At 68.0% G+C, this 20,449-nt stretch carries 21 protein-coding genes and 1 tRNA gene; 14 read left to right on the plus strand and 8 right to left on the minus strand.

Annotated features, from left to right (window positions below; all coding sequences use genetic code 11):
* The first annotated feature begins 22 nt into the window (after positions 1 to 22).
* From AB0M45_RS15275 to AB0M45_RS15300, 6 genes are all read left to right on the plus strand, one after another.
* Positions 23 to 1,681: an ATP-binding cassette domain-containing protein gene (locus AB0M45_RS15275; protein ID WP_364328235.1), complete on the plus strand. Its 1,659-nt coding sequence runs from the start codon at positions 23 to 25 to the stop codon at positions 1,679 to 1,681.
* A 258-nt stretch (positions 1,682 to 1,939) separates the two neighbouring features.
* Entirely contained in the window at positions 1,940 to 2,665 is a 726-nt protein-coding gene (locus AB0M45_RS15280) for a lytic murein transglycosylase (RefSeq protein ID WP_364328238.1), read from the plus strand.
* Between the two features lie 113 nt (positions 2,666 to 2,778).
* Positions 2,779 to 4,065: a phosphopyruvate hydratase gene (gene eno / locus AB0M45_RS15285; RefSeq protein ID WP_364328241.1), complete on the plus strand. Its 1,287-nt coding sequence runs from the start codon at positions 2,779 to 2,781 to the stop codon at positions 4,063 to 4,065.
* Between the two features lie 17 nt (positions 4,066 to 4,082).
* Positions 4,083 to 4,685: a septum formation initiator family protein gene (locus AB0M45_RS15290; protein WP_364328244.1), complete on the plus strand. Its 603-nt coding sequence runs from the start codon at positions 4,083 to 4,085 to the stop codon at positions 4,683 to 4,685.
* On the plus strand, positions 4,682 to 5,221 hold the full coding sequence (locus AB0M45_RS15295; RefSeq protein WP_364328247.1) for a DUF501 domain-containing protein: 540 nt from the start codon (positions 4,682 to 4,684) through the stop codon (positions 5,219 to 5,221). Before AB0M45_RS15290 ends, AB0M45_RS15295 begins: the two co-directional genes overlap by 4 nt.
* The gene (locus AB0M45_RS15300) at positions 5,214 to 6,161 is read left to right on the plus strand and encodes a Ppx/GppA phosphatase family protein (protein ID WP_364328250.1); all 948 of its coding nucleotides are present in this window, start codon (positions 5,214 to 5,216) and stop codon (positions 6,159 to 6,161) included. The genes AB0M45_RS15295 and AB0M45_RS15300 overlap by 8 nt, the downstream gene beginning before the upstream one ends.
* Before the next feature lie 18 nt (positions 6,162 to 6,179).
* Here the strand turns inward: AB0M45_RS15300 and AB0M45_RS15305 are convergent, their stop codons facing one another.
* Entirely contained in the window at positions 6,180 to 6,671 is a 492-nt protein-coding gene (locus AB0M45_RS15305; RefSeq protein WP_364328254.1) for an SRPBCC family protein, read from the minus strand.
* Positions 6,672 to 6,844: 173 nt separating this feature from the next.
* Between AB0M45_RS15305 and AB0M45_RS15310 the strand changes: the two genes are divergently transcribed.
* From AB0M45_RS15310 to AB0M45_RS15325, 4 genes are all read left to right on the plus strand, one after another.
* Entirely contained in the window at positions 6,845 to 8,308 is a 1,464-nt protein-coding gene (locus AB0M45_RS15310) for an oligopeptide:H+ symporter (RefSeq protein ID WP_364328257.1), read from the plus strand.
* Positions 8,309 to 8,361: 53 nt separating this feature from the next.
* Positions 8,362 to 9,864 (plus strand): amino acid permease, encoded by a 1,503-nt coding sequence (locus tag AB0M45_RS15315; RefSeq protein WP_364328260.1) that lies wholly within the window; start codon positions 8,362 to 8,364, stop codon positions 9,862 to 9,864.
* A gap of 44 nt (positions 9,865 to 9,908) precedes the next feature.
* Complete coding sequence (locus tag AB0M45_RS15320; protein ID WP_364328262.1) at positions 9,909 to 10,826, plus strand: ribonuclease Z; 918 nt, start codon at positions 9,909 to 9,911, stop codon at positions 10,824 to 10,826.
* Positions 10,827 to 11,072: 246 nt separating this feature from the next.
* Positions 11,073 to 11,146 (plus strand) — tRNA-Leu (locus AB0M45_RS15325).
* A gap of 108 nt (positions 11,147 to 11,254) precedes the next feature.
* Here AB0M45_RS15325 and AB0M45_RS15330 read toward each other — a convergent pair.
* Together AB0M45_RS15330 and AB0M45_RS15335 are read right to left on the minus strand one after the other, a co-directional pair.
* Positions 11,255 to 11,458, minus strand: a complete 204-nt coding sequence (locus AB0M45_RS15330) for a hypothetical protein (RefSeq protein ID WP_364328265.1) — start codon at positions 11,456 to 11,458, stop codon at positions 11,255 to 11,257.
* A 404-nt stretch (positions 11,459 to 11,862) separates the two neighbouring features.
* Positions 11,863 to 12,666 (minus strand): SDR family oxidoreductase, encoded by an 804-nt coding sequence (locus tag AB0M45_RS15335; protein ID WP_364328268.1) that lies wholly within the window; start codon positions 12,664 to 12,666, stop codon positions 11,863 to 11,865.
* A gap of 194 nt (positions 12,667 to 12,860) precedes the next feature.
* On the opposite strand from AB0M45_RS15335, the gene AB0M45_RS15340 reads away from it, so the two are divergent.
* The 3 genes from AB0M45_RS15340 to AB0M45_RS15350 all read left to right on the plus strand — a co-directional run bounded on the left by AB0M45_RS15340 (position 12,861) and on the right by AB0M45_RS15350 (position 15,560).
* Complete coding sequence (locus AB0M45_RS15340; RefSeq protein ID WP_330228540.1) at positions 12,861 to 13,442, plus strand: TerD family protein; 582 nt, start codon at positions 12,861 to 12,863, stop codon at positions 13,440 to 13,442.
* A gap of 321 nt (positions 13,443 to 13,763) precedes the next feature.
* Complete coding sequence (locus tag AB0M45_RS15345) at positions 13,764 to 15,161, plus strand: three-helix bundle dimerization domain-containing protein (protein WP_364328272.1); 1,398 nt, start codon at positions 13,764 to 13,766, stop codon at positions 15,159 to 15,161.
* A gap of 81 nt (positions 15,162 to 15,242) precedes the next feature.
* Positions 15,243 to 15,560, plus strand: a complete 318-nt coding sequence (locus AB0M45_RS15350; RefSeq protein WP_364328275.1) for a UsfY protein — start codon at positions 15,243 to 15,245, stop codon at positions 15,558 to 15,560.
* 82 nt (positions 15,561 to 15,642) lie between these two features.
* Here AB0M45_RS15350 and AB0M45_RS15355 read toward each other — a convergent pair whose 3' ends face one another.
* The 5 genes from AB0M45_RS15355 to AB0M45_RS15375 all read right to left on the minus strand — a co-directional run bounded on the left by AB0M45_RS15355 (position 15,643) and on the right by AB0M45_RS15375 (position 18,849).
* Positions 15,643 to 15,771 (minus strand): TetR/AcrR family transcriptional regulator C-terminal domain-containing protein, encoded by a 129-nt coding sequence (locus tag AB0M45_RS15355; protein ID WP_364328514.1) that lies wholly within the window; start codon positions 15,769 to 15,771, stop codon positions 15,643 to 15,645.
* Positions 15,772 to 15,979: 208 nt separating this feature from the next.
* The gene (locus tag AB0M45_RS15360; RefSeq protein WP_364328278.1) at positions 15,980 to 16,531 is read right to left on the minus strand and encodes a hypothetical protein; all 552 of its coding nucleotides are present in this window, start codon (positions 16,529 to 16,531) and stop codon (positions 15,980 to 15,982) included.
* 140 nt (positions 16,532 to 16,671) lie between these two features.
* Positions 16,672 to 17,313 carry a DUF305 domain-containing protein gene (locus tag AB0M45_RS15365; protein WP_364328280.1) on the minus strand — a complete coding sequence of 214 codons (642 nt, stop codon included), beginning with the start codon at positions 17,311 to 17,313 and terminating at the stop codon, positions 16,672 to 16,674.
* A gap of 87 nt (positions 17,314 to 17,400) precedes the next feature.
* Positions 17,401 to 18,177, minus strand: a complete 777-nt coding sequence (locus AB0M45_RS15370; protein ID WP_364328283.1) for a hypothetical protein — start codon at positions 18,175 to 18,177, stop codon at positions 17,401 to 17,403.
* Between the two features lie 81 nt (positions 18,178 to 18,258).
* The gene (locus AB0M45_RS15375) at positions 18,259 to 18,849 is read right to left on the minus strand and encodes a hypothetical protein (RefSeq protein ID WP_364328286.1); all 591 of its coding nucleotides are present in this window, start codon (positions 18,847 to 18,849) and stop codon (positions 18,259 to 18,261) included.
* Between the two features lie 347 nt (positions 18,850 to 19,196).
* Between AB0M45_RS15375 and AB0M45_RS15380 the strand changes: the two genes are divergently transcribed.
* Positions 19,197 to 20,348: a methyltransferase gene (locus AB0M45_RS15380; protein ID WP_364328289.1), complete on the plus strand. Its 1,152-nt coding sequence runs from the start codon at positions 19,197 to 19,199 to the stop codon at positions 20,346 to 20,348.
* Positions 20,349 to 20,449: the final 101 nt, after the last annotated feature.

Below are 20,449 nucleotides of genomic sequence, written 5' to 3' on the forward strand. Positions count from 1 at the left end.
GAACCAAGGCGGAGGTACGGCGATGGGTGAGCTCGTGCTGGTCGACAGCTTGACCGTCCTCGGCTCGAACGGGCAGGAATTGGCCGGTCCCACGACCTTCCGGATACCGACGGGCACGGTCACCGCGCTGACCGGTCCGTCCGGATCAGGCAAGACCACGGTGATGCGTGCGCTGCTCGGGCATCTGCCGTCCGGCGCCGCACAGACCACCGGCTCGGCGTCCGTCGCCGGACATGACGTGCTCGCGCTGAACCAGGATGCGCTGCGGCAATTTCGGCGCCAGCACATCGCCTACGTCGGGCAGGACCCGGGTTCGGCGCTGAATCCGTTGATGCGCGTCCGTGCACTGCTGCGCGAGGTGGCGCCGGGCGCGTCCAAGGCCGCGCTGACCGACACGCTGGCGCTGGTCGGCCTGTCGCCGGACTACCTGCACCGCCGCCCCGGCGAACTCTCCGGCGGCCAGCAACGCCGCGTCGCCCTCGCCCGAGCGCTGATCCGCCGCACCGGTGTGCTGGTGCTCGACGAACCGCTCGCCGGACTGCACGGCGCGTTACGCACCGATATCGCCGCTCGGCTCGCCGAACTCGCCCGCGAACGGTCCGCGGCGATCCTGCTCTCCGGCCACGACACCGCCCTCGTGCACTCGATCGCCGACGACGTCGTCGAACTCGGCGCCATCCATCCGGCATCCGCGCCAGGACAACCGGCCGAGGCGCCACGGAACGGAAAAACCGCGCCGACAAGGACTTCCGGCACGGTCGCCGGGACCGCGCACCGAGCGTCGAGCGCCACTCCCGCGGTACCGATCACCGCTGATCCGAATGGTGGTGGCCGAACCGATGATCAGTCTCGGGCGGTGTCGGTGCTCGATGGCGACCGCGCTCCGTTCGGCCACGTGACCGGCGTGGCACCACCCGATTCCGCGCCGGATGACCGACCAGTGGACCAGCTGGTTTTGCGTGCACAGGGAATCTGCGTATCTGTCGGCGGTCAGCAAGTACTCGCGGGTATCGATCTCGTGCTGGGTGCGGGTGCGGCGCTCGCGGTGGTCGGCGCTTCCGGCGCGGGCAAGACTACCCTGGCGCGTGTCATCGCGGGGTTGCATCCGTGCGCGACCGGTTCGCTCGAACTGCGCGGGAAGCCGATCACGGTAGGGGCGGGTAGGCGAACCCGCTACGGCGCGGGCGGTATTCAGCTGGTCACCCAGAATCCCAGATCGGCGCTCAACCCGCGGCGCACCGTCGCGCAAACGCTCGGTCGTCCACTGCGCCGTATCGGGCGGGTCCCGAGACGGGACATCCCGCGACGCGTCGCCGACCTCCTCGCGTCGGTCGAGTTGCCCGCCGACTCGGCCGCCCGCTATCCGCACGAGCTGTCCGGTGGCCAACGCCAACGCGTCGCGCTGGCCAGAGCCCTCGCCGCCGAACCCGCCGTGCTGCTGTGCGACGAGATCACCTCCGCGCTCGACCACGCCACCGCCGCCTCGATCATGGCCCTCCTGGACCGCATTCGCGCCGAGCGCGACACCGCCCTGCTGATCATCACCCACGACATGTCGCTGGTCGCCGAATACTGCCCGCGGTTGCTGGTCATCGATCACGGGCGCATCGTCGAATCCGGCCACACCAGAACGATTCTCGCCGCGCCGACGCACACGGCGACCAGTGAGCTGCTCGTCTGAGCTCAGGGGATCGGCCCGGCGTAGTGAACCGAAGACGTGCCCGCCGCTGGCCGTGGCGCGACGCCGCGTGGACGATCACTCGACCGCCGAGGCGCGAGGCGCGGCGGTTCGTTCCCGGCACGCGGGGGCCCCGCCGAGCGGCCCGGACGTTGACGGAGCGATGTGCGATTGCGGCACACTCCATCCGGGTATGTGCCGGACACGCGCGAAGTGGCCTCGAGCACTTGTTATCCGCGAGCACCCATCCCCATCTGGATCATGGGAGAGGTGGTGAAGAAGACCGGCGCCTTGGCCGCCGCCGTGGTGTTGCTCGGACTCGCCGGTTGCGGGGTCGACCGCACACCGATCCCAGAGGGCATTCCGCCCGGCCCCGGCACCCCGGTGCCCGTCATCGATCTGGACGCCCCCGGCCGCACCGCTGTCCAGTTGCGCGGCTGGGCCGACGAGCAATCGGATCGGCTCGGCATCCCGTCGATCGCGCTGGAGGCCTACGGCTACGCGGCGGCCGTGATGACCAGGGCCCGCCCCGGCTGCGGCGTCGCGTGGACGACGCTCGCGGGCATCGCCAGCGTGGAGAGCAAGCACGGCACCCACCGCGGGTCGGCGGTCGGCGACGACGGCGCGGTCCGCCCGCCCATCGTCGGCATCGCGCTGGACGGCTCGCCCGGCGTGGCCCTGATCAAGGACACCGACGGTGGCGCCCTCGACGGCGACCCCGTCCACGACCGTGCCATCGGCCCGCTGCAGTTCATTCCGGAAACCTGGAAGCGCTGGGGCGTCGACGCCAATGGCGACAACGTCGCCGACCCACAGAGCATCGACGACGCCGCCCTCACGGCAGCGCGCTACCTGTGCGCCAGCGGCGGCGATCTCACCTCCGAGCACGGCTGGCAGCGGGCGTTGCTCACCTACAACCAGTCGCGCGGCTACCTGCTCACGGTGCGCGACCGGGCCGCCAGCTACAGCGTCGGGCGCCGCGTGTGATGGGTTGCTCCCCGGAGTGCCGGTTACCCGCCGAGCCGCGGGGACGATAGGCTCGCAGCGCACGGCCAACCCGTAAGACCTACCGTGTCAGCAGCCGAAGGAGTGTCGTTTTCGTGGCCATCATCGAACAGGTCGGAGCTCGCGAGATCCTGGATTCGCGCGGTAACCCCACCGTCGAGGTCGAGATCGCTCTCGACGACGGCACCCTGACCCGGGCCGCCGTGCCTTCCGGCGCGTCCACCGGCGAGCACGAAGCCGTCGAGCTGCGTGACGGCGGCGAGCGCTACGGCGGCAAGGGGGTGCGCAAGGCCGTCGAGGGTGTGCTCGACGAGATCGCGCCCGCTGTCATCGGCTTGGACGCCGTCGAGCAGCGCACCGTCGACCAGGTGCTGCTGGACTTGGACGGCACCCAGGACAAGTCCCGCCTCGGCGCCAACGCCCTGCTCGGCGTTTCGCTGGCGGTGGCGCGCGCGGCCGCCGAGTCCTCCGGTCTCGAGCTGTTCCGCTACCTCGGTGGCCCGAACGCGCACGTGCTGCCCGTCCCGATGATGAACATCCTCAACGGCGGTGCGCACGCCGACACGGGCGTGGACGTCCAGGAGTTCATGGTCGCCCCGATCGGCGCGCCGACCTTCAAGGAGTCGCTGCGCTGGGGCGCGGAGGTCTACCACGCGCTCAAGTCGGTGCTGAAGTCCAAAGGCCTGGCCACCGGCCTCGGTGACGAGGGCGGTTTCGCGCCCGACGTGGCCGGCACCAAGGCGGCGCTGGACCTGATCAGCGAGGCCATCGGCAAGACCGGTCTGCAGCTGGGCAGCGATGTGGCGCTCGCGCTGGACGTCGCGGCGACCGAGTTCTACACCTCGGGCAGCGGCTACAAGTTCGAGGGCGTCGTGCGGTCGGCCGAGGAGATGGCGCAGTTCTACGCCGAACTGCTGACCGGTTACCCGCTGGTGTCCATCGAGGACCCGCTGTCGGAGGACGACTGGGACGGCTGGGTGGCGCTGACCGACCTGATCGGCGACAAGATCCAGCTCGTCGGCGACGACCTGTTCGTCACCAATCCGGAGCGCCTGGAAGAGGGCATCGCCAAGGGCGCCGCCAACGCGCTGCTGGTGAAGGTGAACCAGATCGGCACGCTTACCGAGACGTTGGACGCGGTCGAGCTGGCGCACCGCAACGGATACAAGACGATGATGTCGCACCGGTCCGGCGAGACCGAGGACACCACCATCGCCGACCTGGCCGTGGCGGTCGGCAGCGGCCAGATCAAGACCGGTGCCCCCGCGCGCAGCGAGCGCGTCGCCAAGTACAACCAGCTGCTGCGCATCGAGGACGCGCTCGGTGACTCGGCGCGCTACGCCGGGGACGTCGCGTTCCCGCGGTTCGTGTTCGAAGGCTGAAATTTCCAAGGCATGACATGACGGAGCGACGTGCGCGTGGGACCAGTCCGGCCGGACGAGGGGACCGCCGCACGTCGCGTGCCGCCGGATCACGCCCGGCCGATGCCGCGGCCAAGCGTGGTCGCAGACGGTCGGATTCCGCGGAGAAGAAGCCGGGGCCGCGCAAGCGCGAACCGAATTCCCGCGGCGACCAGCACGACCACACCATTCTCGGGCTGTCCACCGGCAAAGCGGTGATCCTCGCGATGGTGGTGTGCGGGCTCGCGCTCACCCTCGCCGTGCCGATGCGCACGTATTTCACCCAGCGCGCCGAGGCGGCGCAGCTGGCGAATCAGCGTGCGGAGCTGGAGGCGGATCTGGCCCGGTTGCGCGATCGCCGTGCGCAGCAACAAGATCCGGCTTACATCCGGACCGAGGCGCGGGATCGGCTGCGTCTGGTGATGCCCGGGGAGACACCCTATATCGTGCAGATCCCCGGCATCGAGGCGCCCGCACCGCCGCCGGCGCCCACCAAAGCCAGAGAACCGGACCCGTGGTACACCGAATTGTGGCGCAGCATCTCCGAGCCGCAGCCGACGTCGGCGGCCCCGCCACCGCAAGCACCGGAAGGACCTAGGTGACCGCACCCACCGACCAGGATCTCGCGATCATCGCCGAGCAGCTGGGCCGCGCGCCGCGCGGCGTGCTCGCCATCGCCTACCGCACCCCGGACGGGATCCCGGCCGTTGTGAAGACCACGCCGCGGCTGCCGGACGGCACCCCCTTCCCGACCCTCTACTACCTGACCGATCCGCGGCTCACGGCCGAGGCGAGCCGGCAGGAATCCGCGGGCGTGATGCGTGAGATGACCGAACGGCTCGGCGCCGACCCGGAACTGGCCGCCGCCTACCGCGCGGCCCATGAGAGCTATTTGGCCGAGCGCGACGAGATCGAATCCCTCGGTACCGATTTCACCGGTGGCGGCATGCCCGAGCGGGTCAAGTGCCTGCACGTGCTGATCGCGCACGCGCTGGCCAAGGGGCCGGGAGTGAACCCGCTCGGCGACGAGGCGGTGGCGCTGGCCGCCGAGCACGGCCTGCGCGGCACCGCGATTCCGGCCGACTGGCCGAGGTATCAGCCGACCGGCCCGGGAAAGACTGGAGGCAGCAATGAGTGACCGGGTAGCCGCCGTGGACTGCGGCACGAACTCCATCCGCCTGCTGATCGCCGACGTGCTCGGCGACGGACACCTGGCCGACGTGCACCGGGAGATGCGTATCGTCCGGCTCGGCCAGGGCGTCGACGCGACCGGTTCACTCGCCCCGGAGGCAATCGACCGCACCCGCGCCGCGCTGGCCGACTATGTGGCCCTGATGCGCGAAGCGGGGGTCGGCCGGGTCCGCATGGTGGCCACCTCCGCAACCAGGGACGCCGCCAACCGGGAGGATTTCTTCGCCATGGCGCGCGCCGAACTCGCCACCGTGGTGTCGGGCGCCGAAGCCGAGGTGATCACCGGCGACGAGGAGGCGCGTCTGTCATTCGCCGGTGCGATCGGCGAATTGTCCAGTGCGGCAGGGCCTTTCGTGGTCGTTGACCTCGGTGGCGGATCGACCGAGCTGGTATTCGGGGACAGCTCGGGCGTGCGGGCCGCGTTCTCCGCCGATATCGGTTGCGTCCGGATCACCGAGCGCTGCCTTGCGGGCAATCCGCCGACCGCCGAACAGATCGCGGCCGCCCGCGCCTTCGCCACCGAACGGCTCAGGGAGGCGTTCACCCACGTCCCCGTGGAAGGGGCGCACACCTGGGTCGGTGTGGCCGGAACGATGACCACCATCGCCGCGGTAGCGCTCGACCTTCCGGAATACGACTCGGAGAAGGTGCACCTCACCCGGCTCAGCCTGGAACAGGTACACAACGTCTGCGGCAGGCTGATCGCCATGGACCATGACCAGCGCGCCGCGCTGGGCCCGATGCACCCGGGCCGGGTCGACGTGATCGGCGGCGGCGCGGTCATCACCGAGGTGCTGGCGGAAGAACTGTCGCGCCGCGCGGGCATTTCCGAGCTGGTCGTCAGCGAGCACGACATTCTCGACGGCATCGCCCTGTCCATCGCCTGACCCGCCCCGCGGACGCCGTCAGGTAACCGGGAGTCCCTGTCCGGAACCTACTTCGGCACGAGTTGCCGCGCGGCGTGCCTTGCCGACGGCGATATCGGCGAGCCTGGACAGCGATTCCTTGTTGCGCGGTACCAGAAGCAGTTCCTGGACGACGGTGGGTATCAGGGCGCCGAGCCCATGTTTCGAGTGCTCGTACATGCGGACCTCGGTTTCGCCCGTCGGCGTCGCGACGAGTTCCAGGCGAATCCAGGCCGAGCCGAGCGGCCGGAGCTTGGCCTCCAGCTCGAGCATCCGCGGCGGGGCCGACGCGACCACCTCGGTGGTGTCGTCCACGGTGAGTGGCCACACGCCGGCGCTGTAATGCAGCCGGGAGCCGACCGCGGGCCAGTCGTCGTCGACGTCACGAATGTGCGTCGCGCCGACCACCCAGGCCGAGAACAGCCACCCGTCGGCCAGGACGTCGAAGATCTGCTCGGGTGTCGTCGGCACGGTCATTTCCACGTGAACCATCAGCACGATGCTTTCTGGGTGCGGGTCGGGGTCGATCACGCTGGTTAGCCTGCTGCTAGCCGGGTGCCCGACCGCGTGGAAAACAAACCACCTCCGGGCGCCGAACCACATTTGTTCCTGAACAGAACAAACGAATCTCTCCGGATCGCTCGCCCACATGTGATCGTCGGAAGATGGTTGAAGCGGCAACATCGCACGAATCAGCGACACGGACCTTGTTCGGCCACCCGATCGGGCTGGCCAACCTGTTCGGCGTCGAACTCTGGGAGCGTTTCTCGTTCTACGGGATGGTCACCATCCTGGGGTACTACCTGTACTACTCGGCCACCGACGGCGGCCTGGGACTGGCCAAGGACACCGCCGTCGGCATCGTCGGCGCCTACGGCGGCTTGGTCTACCTGTCCACCGTGCTCGGCGGGTGGATCGCCGACCGGCTACTCGGCATGGAGCGAACCCTGTTCTACGGCGGCGTCGTGGTCATGGCCGGGCACATCGCGCTGGCCGTGCTGCCGGGACTGTCCGGCGTGGGGGTCGGCCTGATGCTGGTCGCGCTCGGCAGCGGTGGGCTGAAGGCCAACGCCTCTTCGCTGCTCGGCACGCTCTATCCGAAGGGCGACGCGCGCGCAGCGGGCGGTTTCACGCTGTTCTACCTGGGCATCAATCTCGGCGCGTTCAGCGGCCCGCTGCTCACCGGCCTGCTGCAGACCCACCTCGGCTTCCATTACGGCTTCGGAGCGGCGGCGATCGGCATGGCATTCGGTCTCGCCCAGTACATGGTGTTCCGCCGCAATCTCGGCACGCACGGCCGCGACGTACCGAATCCGCTCCCGCGCACCGCTGTCCGGCCGCTGGTCGCCGCGCTTACCGGTGGCGTGCTGCTGGTCGTGGTGGTGTGGGTGACCGGCCTGGTCACACTGGACAACCTGCCCGCGGTGACGACCGGCGTCATCGTCGTCGCGTCGGTCGCGTACTTCGCCGTGCTGCTCACCAGCGCCAAAGTCACCCCATTCGAGCGCAGCCGGGTGCGCGCGTTCCTTCCGTTGTTCATCGCCAACGCCGTCTTCTTTTCGCTGTTCAAGCAGATCTTCACGGTGCTGGCGGTCTACTCCGACGAACGGATGAACTGGAATATCTTCGGCTGGACCGCGCCGTCCAGCTGGATCGGCTCGGTCCAGCCGGTCTGGGTCATCCTGCTCTCGCCGGTGTTCGTGCTCCTGTGGACCAAGCTGGGACAGCGCGCCCCGAGCACGCCGCGGAAATTCGCGCTCGGCGTGATCGGCATGGGCGCCGCGTTCTGGTTGTTCGTGCCCATGTCCGGCACCACCGGGCGCGCCGTGCCCGCCCTGCTCGTGCTGGCGATCATGGCCGTGTTCGCGATCTCCGAACTGTTGCTGTCACCGGTGGGACTTGCGGTCACCACCCAGTTGGCACCGGAAGCTTTCCGGGCGCAGATGATGGCACTGTACTTTTTCTCCATTGGCATCGGCACCTCGATGTCGGGTACCTTGGCTCGGTTCTATGACCCGGGCCACGAATTCGCCTACTTCGGTATCACCGGGACGGTCGTGGTGTGCGCGGGACTGATCGTCGCCGCCGTCGCACCGTGGATCAGCAAGTTCATGGCGGGCGTGCATTGATGCGCCGCCGGGGTACAGAACAGATGCACATCAGCGCTGATGAAGGAGAACCAGTGACGAACCCCAGGCCACAAGCCGAGACGGGTGATGTCTCGTCCCGATGGGGCGGCCTATTCCGCACCAAGTCCGTCGAGCAGTCGATTCGCGACACCGACGAGCCCGACTCGAAACTCCGCAAGGACCTCACCGCCTGGGACCTCACCATCTTCGGCGTGGCCGTGGTGGTCGGCGCGGGCATCTTCACGCTCACCGCCCGCACCGCGGGCAATGTCGCGGGTCCCTCCGTCTCGCTCGCCTTCGTCTTCGCCGCGATCGCCTGCGGGTTGACCGCGCTGTGCTACGCCGAGTTCGCCTCGACCGTTCCCGTGGCGGGCAGCGCGTACACCTACTCCTACGCCACCTTCGGGGAACTCGTCGCCTGGATCATCGGCTGGGACCTGATCCTGGAGTTCGCGCTCGCCGTGGCGGTGGTGGCCAAAGGCTGGTCGCAGTACCTCGGCGAGGTGCTCGGCACCACCTCGCCGATCGCGCACTTCGGCTCGGTGAGTTTCGACTGGGGCGCGGTGCTGCTGATCGCGGTGCTGGGAGTGCTGCTCGCGACCGGCACCAAGTTGTCCTCCCGGGTGTCGGCGCTGGCGGTGGCCATCAAGCTGGGCGTGATCGCGCTCGTGCTGATCGTCGGCATCACCTACTTCAAGTCCTCGAATCTCTCGCCGTACATCCCGCCGTCCCAGCCCGGTGAGCGAGGCGAAGGTCTGCGGCAATCGCTGTTCTCCTATCTGACCGGCGCCGGGCACAGCAACTTCGGCTGGTACGGCCTGCTCGCGGCGGCCAGCCTGGTGTTCTTCGCGTTCATCGGCTTCGACGTCGTCGCCACGACGGCCGAGGAGACCAGGAATCCCCAGCGCGCGGTGCCGCGCGGCATTCTCGGGTCGCTGCTCATCGTCACCGTCCTGTATGTGGCGGTGTCGATCGTGCTCACCGGCATGGTGTCCTACACCGAGCTGTCCGGTACCGACGCCACGTTGGCGACGGCCTTCGCGATCCATGGCGCGACCTGGGCGAAGAACATCATCTCGATCGGCGCGCTCGCCGGGCTCACCACGGTGGTCATGGTCATGTACCTCGGCCAGACCCGGGTGCTGTTCGCGATGGCGCGCGACGGCCTGGTGCCGCGCAAACTCGCGCACACCGGTAAGCACGGCACGCCGGTCCGCGTCACCGTGCTCGTCGGTGTGGCCTGCGCGCTGCTGGCCGGGTTCGTGGACTTCGGCACGCTGGAGGAGATGGTCAACATCGGGACGCTGTTCGCGTTCGTGCTGGTCTCGGTAGGTGTGCTCATCCTGCGCCGCACCCGTCCCGACCTGCCGCGCGGATTCCGCGTCCCGCTGGTTCCGCTGATTCCCGTGCTCGCGATGTTGTCCTGCCTGTGGCTGATGCTCAACCTCTCGGTGGAGACGTGGTTGCGGTTCCTGGTGTGGATGGTGATCGGCTTCGTCATCTACTTCAGCTACTCCCGGCGTAACTCCCTGCTCGGGAAGACTCCGGTGACGTAGCGGCCGCGTTCGGCTTATCGGCGATCGGCGGATAGCCTGGCGCGGTGTCGCAGCGTGAGTTGGTTGTTCTCGGGACCGCTAGCCAGGTGCCGACGAAACAGCGGAACCACAACGGGTATCTCCTGCGGTGGGATGACGAGGCGATCCTGTTCGACCCGGGCGAGGGGACACAGCGGCAGATGACGTATGCCGGTGTCTCGGTCACGGGGCTGACGCGGATCGCCATCACCCATTTCCACGGCGACCACAGTCTCGGGTTGGCCGGGGTGGTGCAGCGGATCAATCTCGATCGGGTGCCGCATCCGGTCGACGTGTGGTTTCCGGCGTCGGGTGCCGTGTACTACGACCGGCTGGTCAACGCGACGTCCTACTATCACCGCGCCGAGCTGCGGCCGCGTCCCATCGTCGGACCGGGCGTCGTGGATCTGCCCGAGGCGCCGTTCACGGTGACCGCGGTCCGGCTCTCGCATCCGGTCGACACCTTCGGCTACCGGCTCAGCGAGCCGCCCGGCCGGCGCATCCTGCCCGATCGGCTGCACGCCCTCGGGCTGCGCGGTCCGGTCATCTCCGAACTCCAACGGCGCGGCAGCGTCGAGTCGGCGGGTCGGACAATCACTCTGGACGAGATCAGCGAGCCGCGGCCCGGGCAGAGCTTCGCTTTCGTCATGGACACCCGGTTGTGTTCAGGCGTCCAGGAACTCGCCGCCGATGTCGACATGCTCGTCATCGAGGCCACCTTCCTGGACGCCGACGAACACCTGGCCACCGAATACGGCCACCTCACCGCGGGCCAGGCCGCCCGAGCCGCGGCCGACGCCGGTGTCCGCACCCTGGTGCTCACCCATTTCTCCCAGCGCTACCGCGATCTGGACGAGCACTTGGCCGAAGCGTCGAAGTACTTCACCGGCGAGATCCACATCGCCGCCGACCTCGCCCGAATCCCGCTGCCGCCCCGTCGCTGACACGCCGAGGGCCGACACGCCGAGGGCCGAAATTCTCCGCACCCAGTCCGGTCGCAGACGCTAACACCAGCCCTCCGCCGCCGATCTAGTTCTCTGGGACGCCTGTCACCCCCGGGCCGAAACACCTGCGGCCACCCCTGGTCGCACCACCGCACCACCCACCGTCCGGCCACGGCAGACGCCCCGCACCCCGGCGAATTGTCGGAATTCCGGTACAGCCGTACGACTCGGTACGCTGTCCCGGACGCCCCTATAGCCCAATTGGCAGAGGCAGCGGACTTAAAATCCGCCCAGTGTCGGTTCGAGTCCGACTGGGGGCACTAGGGAGCGGCGGGTATGTGACTCGCGGACGCTCCGGCGGTCGTCGTACACAACCACCGCCACGGTGCGCGGTCACGCCGCGCACCGCACTTCTCGGCACCATTCATCTAGATGGCCGTGACCAACGCCTTGATCTGCTCGACAGTGGCACGCAACGAGTCCAGTTCTTCGGTCTGATTTGCCGCGGCATCCTTTGCTGCCACCTCTTTGATCGCCTTGAAGAGGTCCTTGTGCGAGTGCTCGGTTCCTCCGTGGGCGGCATCGATGATTCGCCCAACCGGTGAAGAGGTGCGGTAGATCTCGCAGCTCACCCATGTCCGTCGCCAGGGCACCCCCAGCCGCATCGACCCTCTCGGCGAGGCCGGAAAAGTTCTCCTGAATTTCTTTAGCCGACATAAGTTTTCCCTTTTGTGAACAAGCTTCTGGAACGAAGATCTACGTGATCCAATGTGCGTACGCGGTTTTCTCGTCGTACAAACTGAGCTCTCTGTTACGCAGGTGTCGAGCCACGATCGGTAGACCAGCAGTGGCTGATTTCGGCGGCGCCAAGTGTTCGTTGGACCGACTCGTCGGATGTTTCGCAGCGCGGGCGTTTCAAGCGGAAGGTGCGGATCACCCACGAGTGGCACATCACGGAGAGGTCTTTTCGCCGCAGCCATGTGCCACTCACGAAGGGGTGCGCAGGTGCGTCGATTCCGGCGGGTGATCGCTCCGTTCAGCGGGAAAGCCCGTGGGCTCGGGCGATGATGCGTTCCATGACCGTGCGGGGGAGCAGGCGGCGAACAGTGAACAAGACGGGGGCGTTGCTGCCTACGGCGTAGAGGGGGCGAGGGCGGTCGGCTTCGATTGCCTTGACGATGGCGGTGGCGACCTTTTCCGGCGTAATGCCTTTCGCTTGCTTTTCGTCGAGTTTCGCCATGAAAGTGGTGAAGTCGGCGGTGTGGGCGGAGCCTTCGGTGAGGTATTTCGTGCGGCGCTCGCGCAGGCCGGTGTCGATCTGGCCGGGTTCGACGGCGGTGATCCAGACGCCGAAGGGAGATTCCTCGAAGCGGGCGGCGACCGCGAAGCCGCGCAGTGCTGCCTTGGTGGCGACGTAGGAGGAGCGGTAGGGCATCGGGAAGCTCGCGAGCATCGATCCGACCATCACCACGCGGCCGTACTTGCGTTCGCGCATGCCGGGCAGGAGCGCCTTGGTCAGGGCGACCGGGCCGAGGACGTTCAGCTGGAACAGTCGCTCGACCGCGTCGGTGGGTAGCTCGGCGAGTGGCCCGGCCTGGCTTTCGCCCGCGTTGTTGACCAGGACGTCGACCTGGTCGAGACCAGCGGCGAATGCTTCGATCGATTCCTTGTCGGTCAGATCGAGCGCCCGATATTCGACGCCCTCCACCAGGGCGTCCGCGCCGATAGTGTCGGGATTGCGGCTGGTTCCGATCACCTGATAGCCCCTCCCGGCCAGCGCGGCGGCCGTAGCCTTTCCGATTCCGGACGAAGCACCGGTGACCACGGCGACACGGGACATGAGGACAGCTCCTTTCGACACCAACGCGCTGACGATATCGTCAACTTCCAATGCGCGCTACAGCGGCGGGGTGATGTGCCGAAAGGGACGGTACGGAAATCACCGGAAGAGCACGGTATTCGCGCGATTCGCGCGCGTGACCCCGTGCCCGCTACGCCGCTCGGCGGCATGGAATCGCCGGTAACCTGGCAGCCATGATTACGCTCAAGAAAGAAGATGGCGCCGCGGATCTGGCGGGTATCACCAAGCTCAGTGTGGGGGTGAGCTGGGATCCGTCGAGCGGCACCAGCGGCGGTGCACTCGGCTGGGCGCGTCGCAAGCGCGGGGTGGACCTGGACCTGATCGCGATTCTCATGCAGGGCAGTGAGCCGGTGCGTTTCGCCGGACTGGACTCATTGGATCCGTTGGGCAACGGCTCGGTTGTGCACACCGGCGATGAGCAGACCGGTGCGGCTTCCGGTGATGACGAAACGGTGCACGTCACCTTCGCGGATGTGCCCGGCGCGATCGACGCGATCATCTTCGTCGCGGCGGCGTTCAAGAAGGGCAGTTCGTTCGAGAAGGCGAACAACATTTCGTTCAAGGTCTACGACTCGACCGGTGGCAGCAGCCAGCAGGTCGCCGACATCTGGCCGTCGCTGCTCGGCAACGACAACGCCAACGCGGTGGCCCGTGCGTTCCGTTCCGGCGATGCGTGGCAGCTGGAGGTGCTGAACCGCAAGGGCAAGATCAAGCAGGGCGACAAGCAGGCACTGCTGCGCTTCGCTATGCAGTAGCGCACCGGTGCGCGTGGGAAACACGAGTACAACGAGGGGTGGCGGATTGGCGATGTGGTATTGAATTCTCCATGGCGGGTTCAGGGGGCCGGACACCCTGTTCGGGCGGTGCCGGGTCCCCTGCACACCGGTGCTTCCTGGCGCTCGAGCTGGGCGGGAGCGCCTCACCGGGTGCGTGAGAAGTACACCGGCGCAGTGCAAATCATTCACTGGCGGGAAGTTCGGCCGGATGTCGGCGCCCTGCGGATGCGGCTAGGGTTGGCCGGCGCGGTGCAGCCCGAGACGCTGCCGCGCTAGCGTCGGGACGCCGAGGAGATTGTGGTGGTTATCGCTACCGTCCGTGAGGAACAGGCGATTCGTCAGATGACGGAGCGACTGGTCGAAAACTACACCGAGACATACTCTGCGGAGCATATCGAGAGCACCGTCGGTGCGGCGAGACGCAAGTTCGAAGGTCGCCCGGTGCGGCAGTTCATTCCGATCCTGGTCGAGCGGCGCGTGCGACGCGAGTTGGAGAAGGCCGCTGAGGCGGAAGCCGAAGCCGCGACCGTGGCGGTGGAAAAAGCGGCCGAGCCGAATACCACGTTCACGCTGCCGGATCTCCGTCAATTGTGGTCGGCGAACAAGCGTTACGTGCCGCTCGCCGCCGCGGCGGCAGTCGTCGTGGTCGTGCTGGCGGTCGTGTTCGCTGTGCGCCAGCCGGTCTCGCAGCCGCCTGCCGCCGCACCTGCCCCCGCTGCTGCGGCCACCGTGGTGCGCGGCGTCGTCGGTTCGGAGAAGATGGCGTTCTTCCAGGACCCGAAGGTGATCGAAGCGCTGGCGCGCAACGGCGTCCGCGCCGAGGTCGAGGCGGCTGGATCGCGGCAGATCGCCACGTCCATCGACCTCGCGAAATACGATTTCGCGTTCCCGTCCAGCGAACAGGCCGCGGAGCGAATTCAGCGGCAGCGCAACGTAACCGTCAAATACACGCCGTTCTCTTCGCCGATGGCGATCGCGACGTTCAAGCCGATCGCGGATCTGCTGGGCGGGACGGGTGTGGTGCGCCAGGGGCCGGTGTCAACCCTCGACTTGCGCCGTTATCTCGATCTGGTCCGCAACGGCACGCGCTGGGACGAGCTGCCCGGCAACACCGCCTACCCGGTGCGCAAGAACATCCTGATCTCGACCACCGACCCCCGCAGCTCGAATTCGGCCGCGATGTATGTGGCCGCGGCGAGCTACGTCGCCAACGGCAACACGGTCGTGCAGGGCCAGACCGCCGAGCAGGCCGTTTCACCCGCGCTGGCACGGCTTTTCGTCGGCCAGGGCTACACCGAGAACACCACCGAAGGACCGTTCAACAACTATCTCGCCACCGGCGTGGGCCCCACGCCGATTGTCTGGATCTACGAGGCGCAGTACGTCGAGGCCACCGTGCGCGGACAGATCAAGCCCGACATGACGCTGCTGTATCCGTCTCCGACGGTGCTGTCCCGGCACACGCTGGTGCCGTTCGGGGCGACCGGTGACCGGCTGGGTCGCCTGCTGTCCACCGATCCCGAGCTGCAGCGGCTGGCCGCCGAGCACGGCTTCCGCACCAATGGCGCCGCCCAGTTCGCGAAGGTCGCCGCCGAGCGCAATGTTCCAGTGGCCGCGGACCTGATCGACGTGGTCGCCACACCGACCTACGACACCCTGGAGCATCTGCTCGACGGAGTCACCAAGTCCTACAACTGAGTTCCGCGTCCACGTTTCGGCGCGGAGGCGTCGGGCATCCTCTTCGTACAGGTATCCGACCGTAGGTATGAGGAAGCAGCAATGACAGCGGATGACGAGCCGTGGGAGATTCCCCCGCTCGATGATGCTCCGGACATCGCGCGCGACCCTGCACCGCAACCGGGGGCGGCGCTGGCCGACACCAAGAATTGGCCGGGATACGGGTTGTTGCTGGTCGCGGCGTTGCTCGCGATCGGCGCCGCGCTGCTCGCCGGGTGGGGTCTCGATCGTGCCGCGCTCGCGGCAGCGGTCATCGCCGCTGTGTTCCTGGTGGTCGGCGTGATCCTGGTCGTGCTCGAACGACTGCGCGGACACGCACAGGCTCGGCAGAACGCGGATCGGAACACCGTGCGGAGTTGACGAACCCGGCCGGTTCCGCGCTGTGCCGATGGCCTAGGCCCAAAGGACCTGCGAGATCGGCGAAACCAAACCCGCGGCGCCGCTAACCGGCCGCGTGCACCGCGATGCCGTCCAGCACGCAAGCGAGCCCGAAAGCGAAGCGCTGGTCCGCGTCCTGGTCTGCGGCGTCGCGAACGCGGCGTCCGAATTCGGGGTACTGGCCGCTCGCGATGAACTACCGGATAAGGCGCGACCGCTTGCCGCCATTCGTCCTCGGTGAGACCCGTTCGGCGCTGGGCTCTCTCGTCGGCCGGCTTCTGGGCGACGGCGCCGACGACACACGCCTGCACCGTCTCGACATCCGCGGCGGCAAGGGTGATGTCGGCGGTGAGAACTCCGGCGGCCATCAGTGCGGGGGCTACTGTACCGTGACCAGCGCGCTACCGGGTGCCATGGCTTTGGCATGCCGTCAGCGCCGTGTTCTTGGTGGCGTTGAACCGGTCGATCGCGGCGTTCAGTGTGTCGGTGTCCGCGCGACGGTCCAGCGTGTCGGCCAGGGCCGTGGTGTCGTCACGGTATGCGCGTAGCGGGTCGGCGACCGTGGACGGCACGTCTCTGGTGACCTTCTGACCTACCGAGCGCGCGTTGTCGCGCAGGGTCGCGACGGCGTGGTCGGCTTTGCCGTTCGTGTCGGGGTCGTTGCGGCCTTTGCTGTTGCTGGCGTCGATGTAGTCGTTGAACGCCCGCACTGAACTGCCGTTAGCGGCGAGGAATGCGTCGCAGGCCGAGTCGGTCGCGCGTTCCACGGCCGCGGCCCGCGACGACGAGGCCGCGGCCGCCGAAGAAGTGACTTCCGAGGCGTACGCGGCCAGGTCCGTCTCGTTGACCTCCGCGGTGCCCGAAACCTGTTGTGCGCAGGCACCGATGATCAACACACCCGCCGCGGTGGTCATCGCGGCGGCCACCAGGCCCGTACGTTCCAGTCGTCGCATGGTCGGTCCCGCTTTCCCCTCGTACGTCCGGCTGGGACAGATGCAACAGTGCCGGACAGCCCGACGGTACTTGCCGCGCACGAGCGTCGCGCGGCCGCGCCGATATCGATGGTCAACCGATATCGGCGCGGCGCGCTGGTTCAGCTCTGGCCGAGCATGGTGCGCATTTGGTCGATCTCCGCCTGCTGGGCCGTGATGATCGCGCGGGCGAGCGCTTGCGCGTCCGGGTTCGTGCCGTCGGCGAGTTCGGTCTCGGCCATGGCGATGGCGCCCGTGTGGTGCTCGATCATCATGGTCAGCCACTGGCGGTCGAAATCCGGGCCGGATGCCGCTCGCAGGGCCGCCATCTGTTCGGCGGACATCATGCCGGGCATCGGCGTCCCGGGCATGGGTGTACTCGGCATGTCGTGGCCTTGGTGTTCCTGGCCGACGCTGGGTGCGGGCTGGCCGAAGCTCTGCAGCAGAGTGGTGATCTGCTGCATCTCTGGTGCCTGCGCCTGCTCGATGGACGCGGCCAGCGCGCGCACTTGCGGATTGTCGGTGTGGCTCGGCACCAACTCGGCCATTTCGACGGCCTGCGCGTGATGCGGGTACATCATCCGCAGAAACGTCACGTCGGCGTCGTTGTGCTCGGCGCGCGCCGGTGCGCTCGTGGTCGCTGTCGCGCTCACCGAGGTGCCGTGCTCGGTGGTGTGGCCGGTGTCGGCGTCGCCGCATCCGGCGAGGCTCAGCACGGCGACCGCGGCGATGGCGGTGGTCACGCGGATTCGGGTGACGAACATAGGTGTGCTCCTTGCGAAATGGAAAGTCTGATGAGGGAATGGGCAACGCCGCGACCGTCGTTAGGAGACAGGGACGCGGCGGAGCTGTCAGATCCGCAGAATCGCCAGTTCGGCCAAAGTGAGCACGGTCCACGGCGGTGGCCGTTCCCGCCGCGGTCGCCAATGCCGAGGCAGCGCCAGACCGTGGCCGGGGCGATCGGCCGCCATGCGGTAGAGCAGCACCAACGCGATCAGTGCCGTGAGCACGACAAGGATGAACACGCAGCCGTGCATCCCGCTGTGCGCGCGGTCGCACCCATCCCCGGCACAATCCGGACCGGGTATGGCACTCGCCGCGAACACCGCTGCGACCGGCCGCAGGGTATGGGCCCACGGCGTCGCGCTCGCGGCGTCCGCGATGGGTTGTCCGAGACCTCCTGCAACCGTTGTTACCGAGCCGATACCGCCCGCGTTTCGGAAGGATTCGCGGTAGCCGGGTTGTGCTCCGTCGCCCGCCCGGTGCCGGGCGTGGCGGGGAAGGGTGCCGCTGAGGCTCGGTTGTGTCCGGACGGGTTCGGAGCGAATCCGTCCGTCGCCAGGTTCGATTCGGTGGTGCGGTCGAGCCTGGTACGGGCCGGGCAGTGTGCCGTCAGTGTTGGGCTGCGCCTCGGCGAGTTTCGTGTGAATCTGGCCCTGGCCAGGGTCGATTCGGTGCGGTCGAGCTTCGGTGTGGCCGGACCGGGCGTGGCCGATATCCGGCATGTCCCTGCCATGCGCACCGGCGGCATGGCCGGCGACCGCGAAGACGGCCGAGTGCATGGCGACGATTCCGGCGAGCAAGGCCAGCACGCCGAGCAACCGGGCGAACCCGGTCGCTCGGAGCATGCGGCTATGGACCACAACCGCGAGTCTAGTGCCTGCGGATTTCGTCGCGGCCGCATACCCCTTGGGCGTACTGGTATAGGACTACGGGCCGGCGATGTCCACGACCAGCCTGGTCGGATTGGACAAGGCCGTGACGGTGAAGGCGGGCCGGTCGGCTTGCACGCCGATGAACGACTGGGTGGCGCCTTCGAACACTGTCGTCCGGTACACACCCGCGACACCGGGCACCGCCGGGTCGACGGCGGGATCAGGGCCCGCGTACGGCGTCACCCCGCTGTCGAAAGGGTAGGCCGAGCCCAAAATCCGCACCTCGAGAATCGACCGGCCCGCCACGTCGACGCGATTGCCGCTGCCGTCCTGCACGGCGCGGTCGGTATACCGGACGAGCCAGCCGGGCGTGCCGACACCGCCGAGGTCGTAGACCACGCGGTCGACGCCGGGCTGGCGGCCTAGGCGGATGTCGGTGACCGTCAGCGCCGCGTCAGTGGAAGCGGTGCCCCGCTTGGGCGAGGCGTCCTGCGGCACGGCGGGCGCAGGCCCGGCCGGTGTGCGGGAAGCGGCCGGCGCGCCGGTGAGCGAGGGGACCGGTAGCTCCGGGGTCGACTCGCCATTGCCGCAGCCCGAGAGCAGTACTGTCGCGACCGCGACCGTCAGCACCATCCAGTTGCGCATGAGGCCGATGCTACTCAGCGGCGCGCGTCGGATGGCGTAATCGGGGCTCGTTGCGGATGATTCGCCGTGCAGCGGAAGTGAAAGGGACGTCGCCGCGATTGAGTTACGGCACGGCAGGACAGCGGTGTCGAGCGGGAAATTGCCGGTCCATTGCTATTTCTCGTTCTCGGCGGCGCACGGGATCTGTTCGCGTGGCGCGCGCCGCTCGCCGCCGTCAAGCCGGGTAACACGCCGAATTCCTCTGCGGCGATGCATTACTCGGCTCGCTCGTGTCACCGCGAACCACGAGGCGGTCGATTGGACGGGGTGGTCGCGACCGTTCGGCAACGATCTAGCACACTTGAGGTGTGGGACATGTCGAGGACGTACTGAGCCGATTGCGGCGGTATCCGGACGTGGAGGCGCTGAACCTCTATGCCGTGGATGCCGCCGATCGGCTGATCCTCGACGTCGCCGCGGACGCTTTGGCGACCATCGATAGCGGAAAGGTAGCCGTTATCGGCGACAGTTACGGCGCGCTGACCCTCGGCGCCATCGCCGGTCACGATCTGCGCGACGTCCGGGTGCACCAGGATCTGCTCACCGGCGAACTCGCGCTGGCGAACAACGCTCGCGCGCTCGGCCTGTCGGATCGCTACACCGCGCACCCGCTCGGCGCCGGATTGCTGAGTGATGCCCGAGTGGTGTTGCTCCGCCTGCCCCGAGTGCTGGCCGGGCTGGCCGAAATAGCCGACGCCATCGCGCGTTACGCCGACCCGGACGTGGAGGTGTTCGCGGGCGGCCGGGACAAGTATCTGACCAAGTCGATGAACGACGTTCTGGCCCAGTCGTTCCGCGAAGTGCGCGCCAGCCGGGGCAGGCAGAAGTCGCGCACCCTTCTGGTGGCGGGGGCGAAGCCGGTGGGCGACCCGCCCTTCCCGGTGCACGAACGGCTCGACGAATTGGGTCTCGAGGTGGTCGCGCACGGCGCCGCCTTCTCCGGCGCCCGCCTCGACATCGGAACCAGGTTCCTGCTCGAACATCTGAAATTGATGAAGCCGGACGCCCGCGACGCGATCGACCTCGGTTGCGGCACTGGCATCTTGGCCGTCGCGCTGGCCACCGCGCGGCCGGGAATCAAGGTGGTCGCCACCGATCAATCGGCCGCCGCGGTCGCCTCGGCACGAGCCACCGCCGATGCGAACGGCGTCGCCGACCGCGTGTGCGTCGCGCGCGACGACGCGATGTCCTCGGCCGCGGACAACAGCGCCGATCTGGTGTTGTGCAATCCGCCGTTCCACGTCGGCGCGGCGGTGCACACCGGATCGGCGATCAAGATGTTCGCCGAGACCGGACGGGTGCTGCGCCCGGGCGGTGAGCTGTGGACGGTGTACAACTCGCACCTCAACTATCGCGCCGTGGTCGAACGCATGGTCGGCCGGACCGAGGTGGTCGGGCGCAACCGGAAATTCACGGTGACTCGGTCCGTGCGTGGTCTGCACGACCCGCGGCAGCGGTAGAGTCCGAATTGTCTGGCTCAGTGAGCTCCCCCGGGAACTCGCGGCCGGGGACAAACGTTGGACAAAGCAGTTGGATATCGAGGCAACCACCTCGATGAACA

Source organism: Nocardia sp. NPDC051787 (genome assembly GCF_040681325.1).
Lineage (GTDB): Bacteria > Actinomycetota > Actinomycetes > Mycobacteriales > Mycobacteriaceae > Nocardia.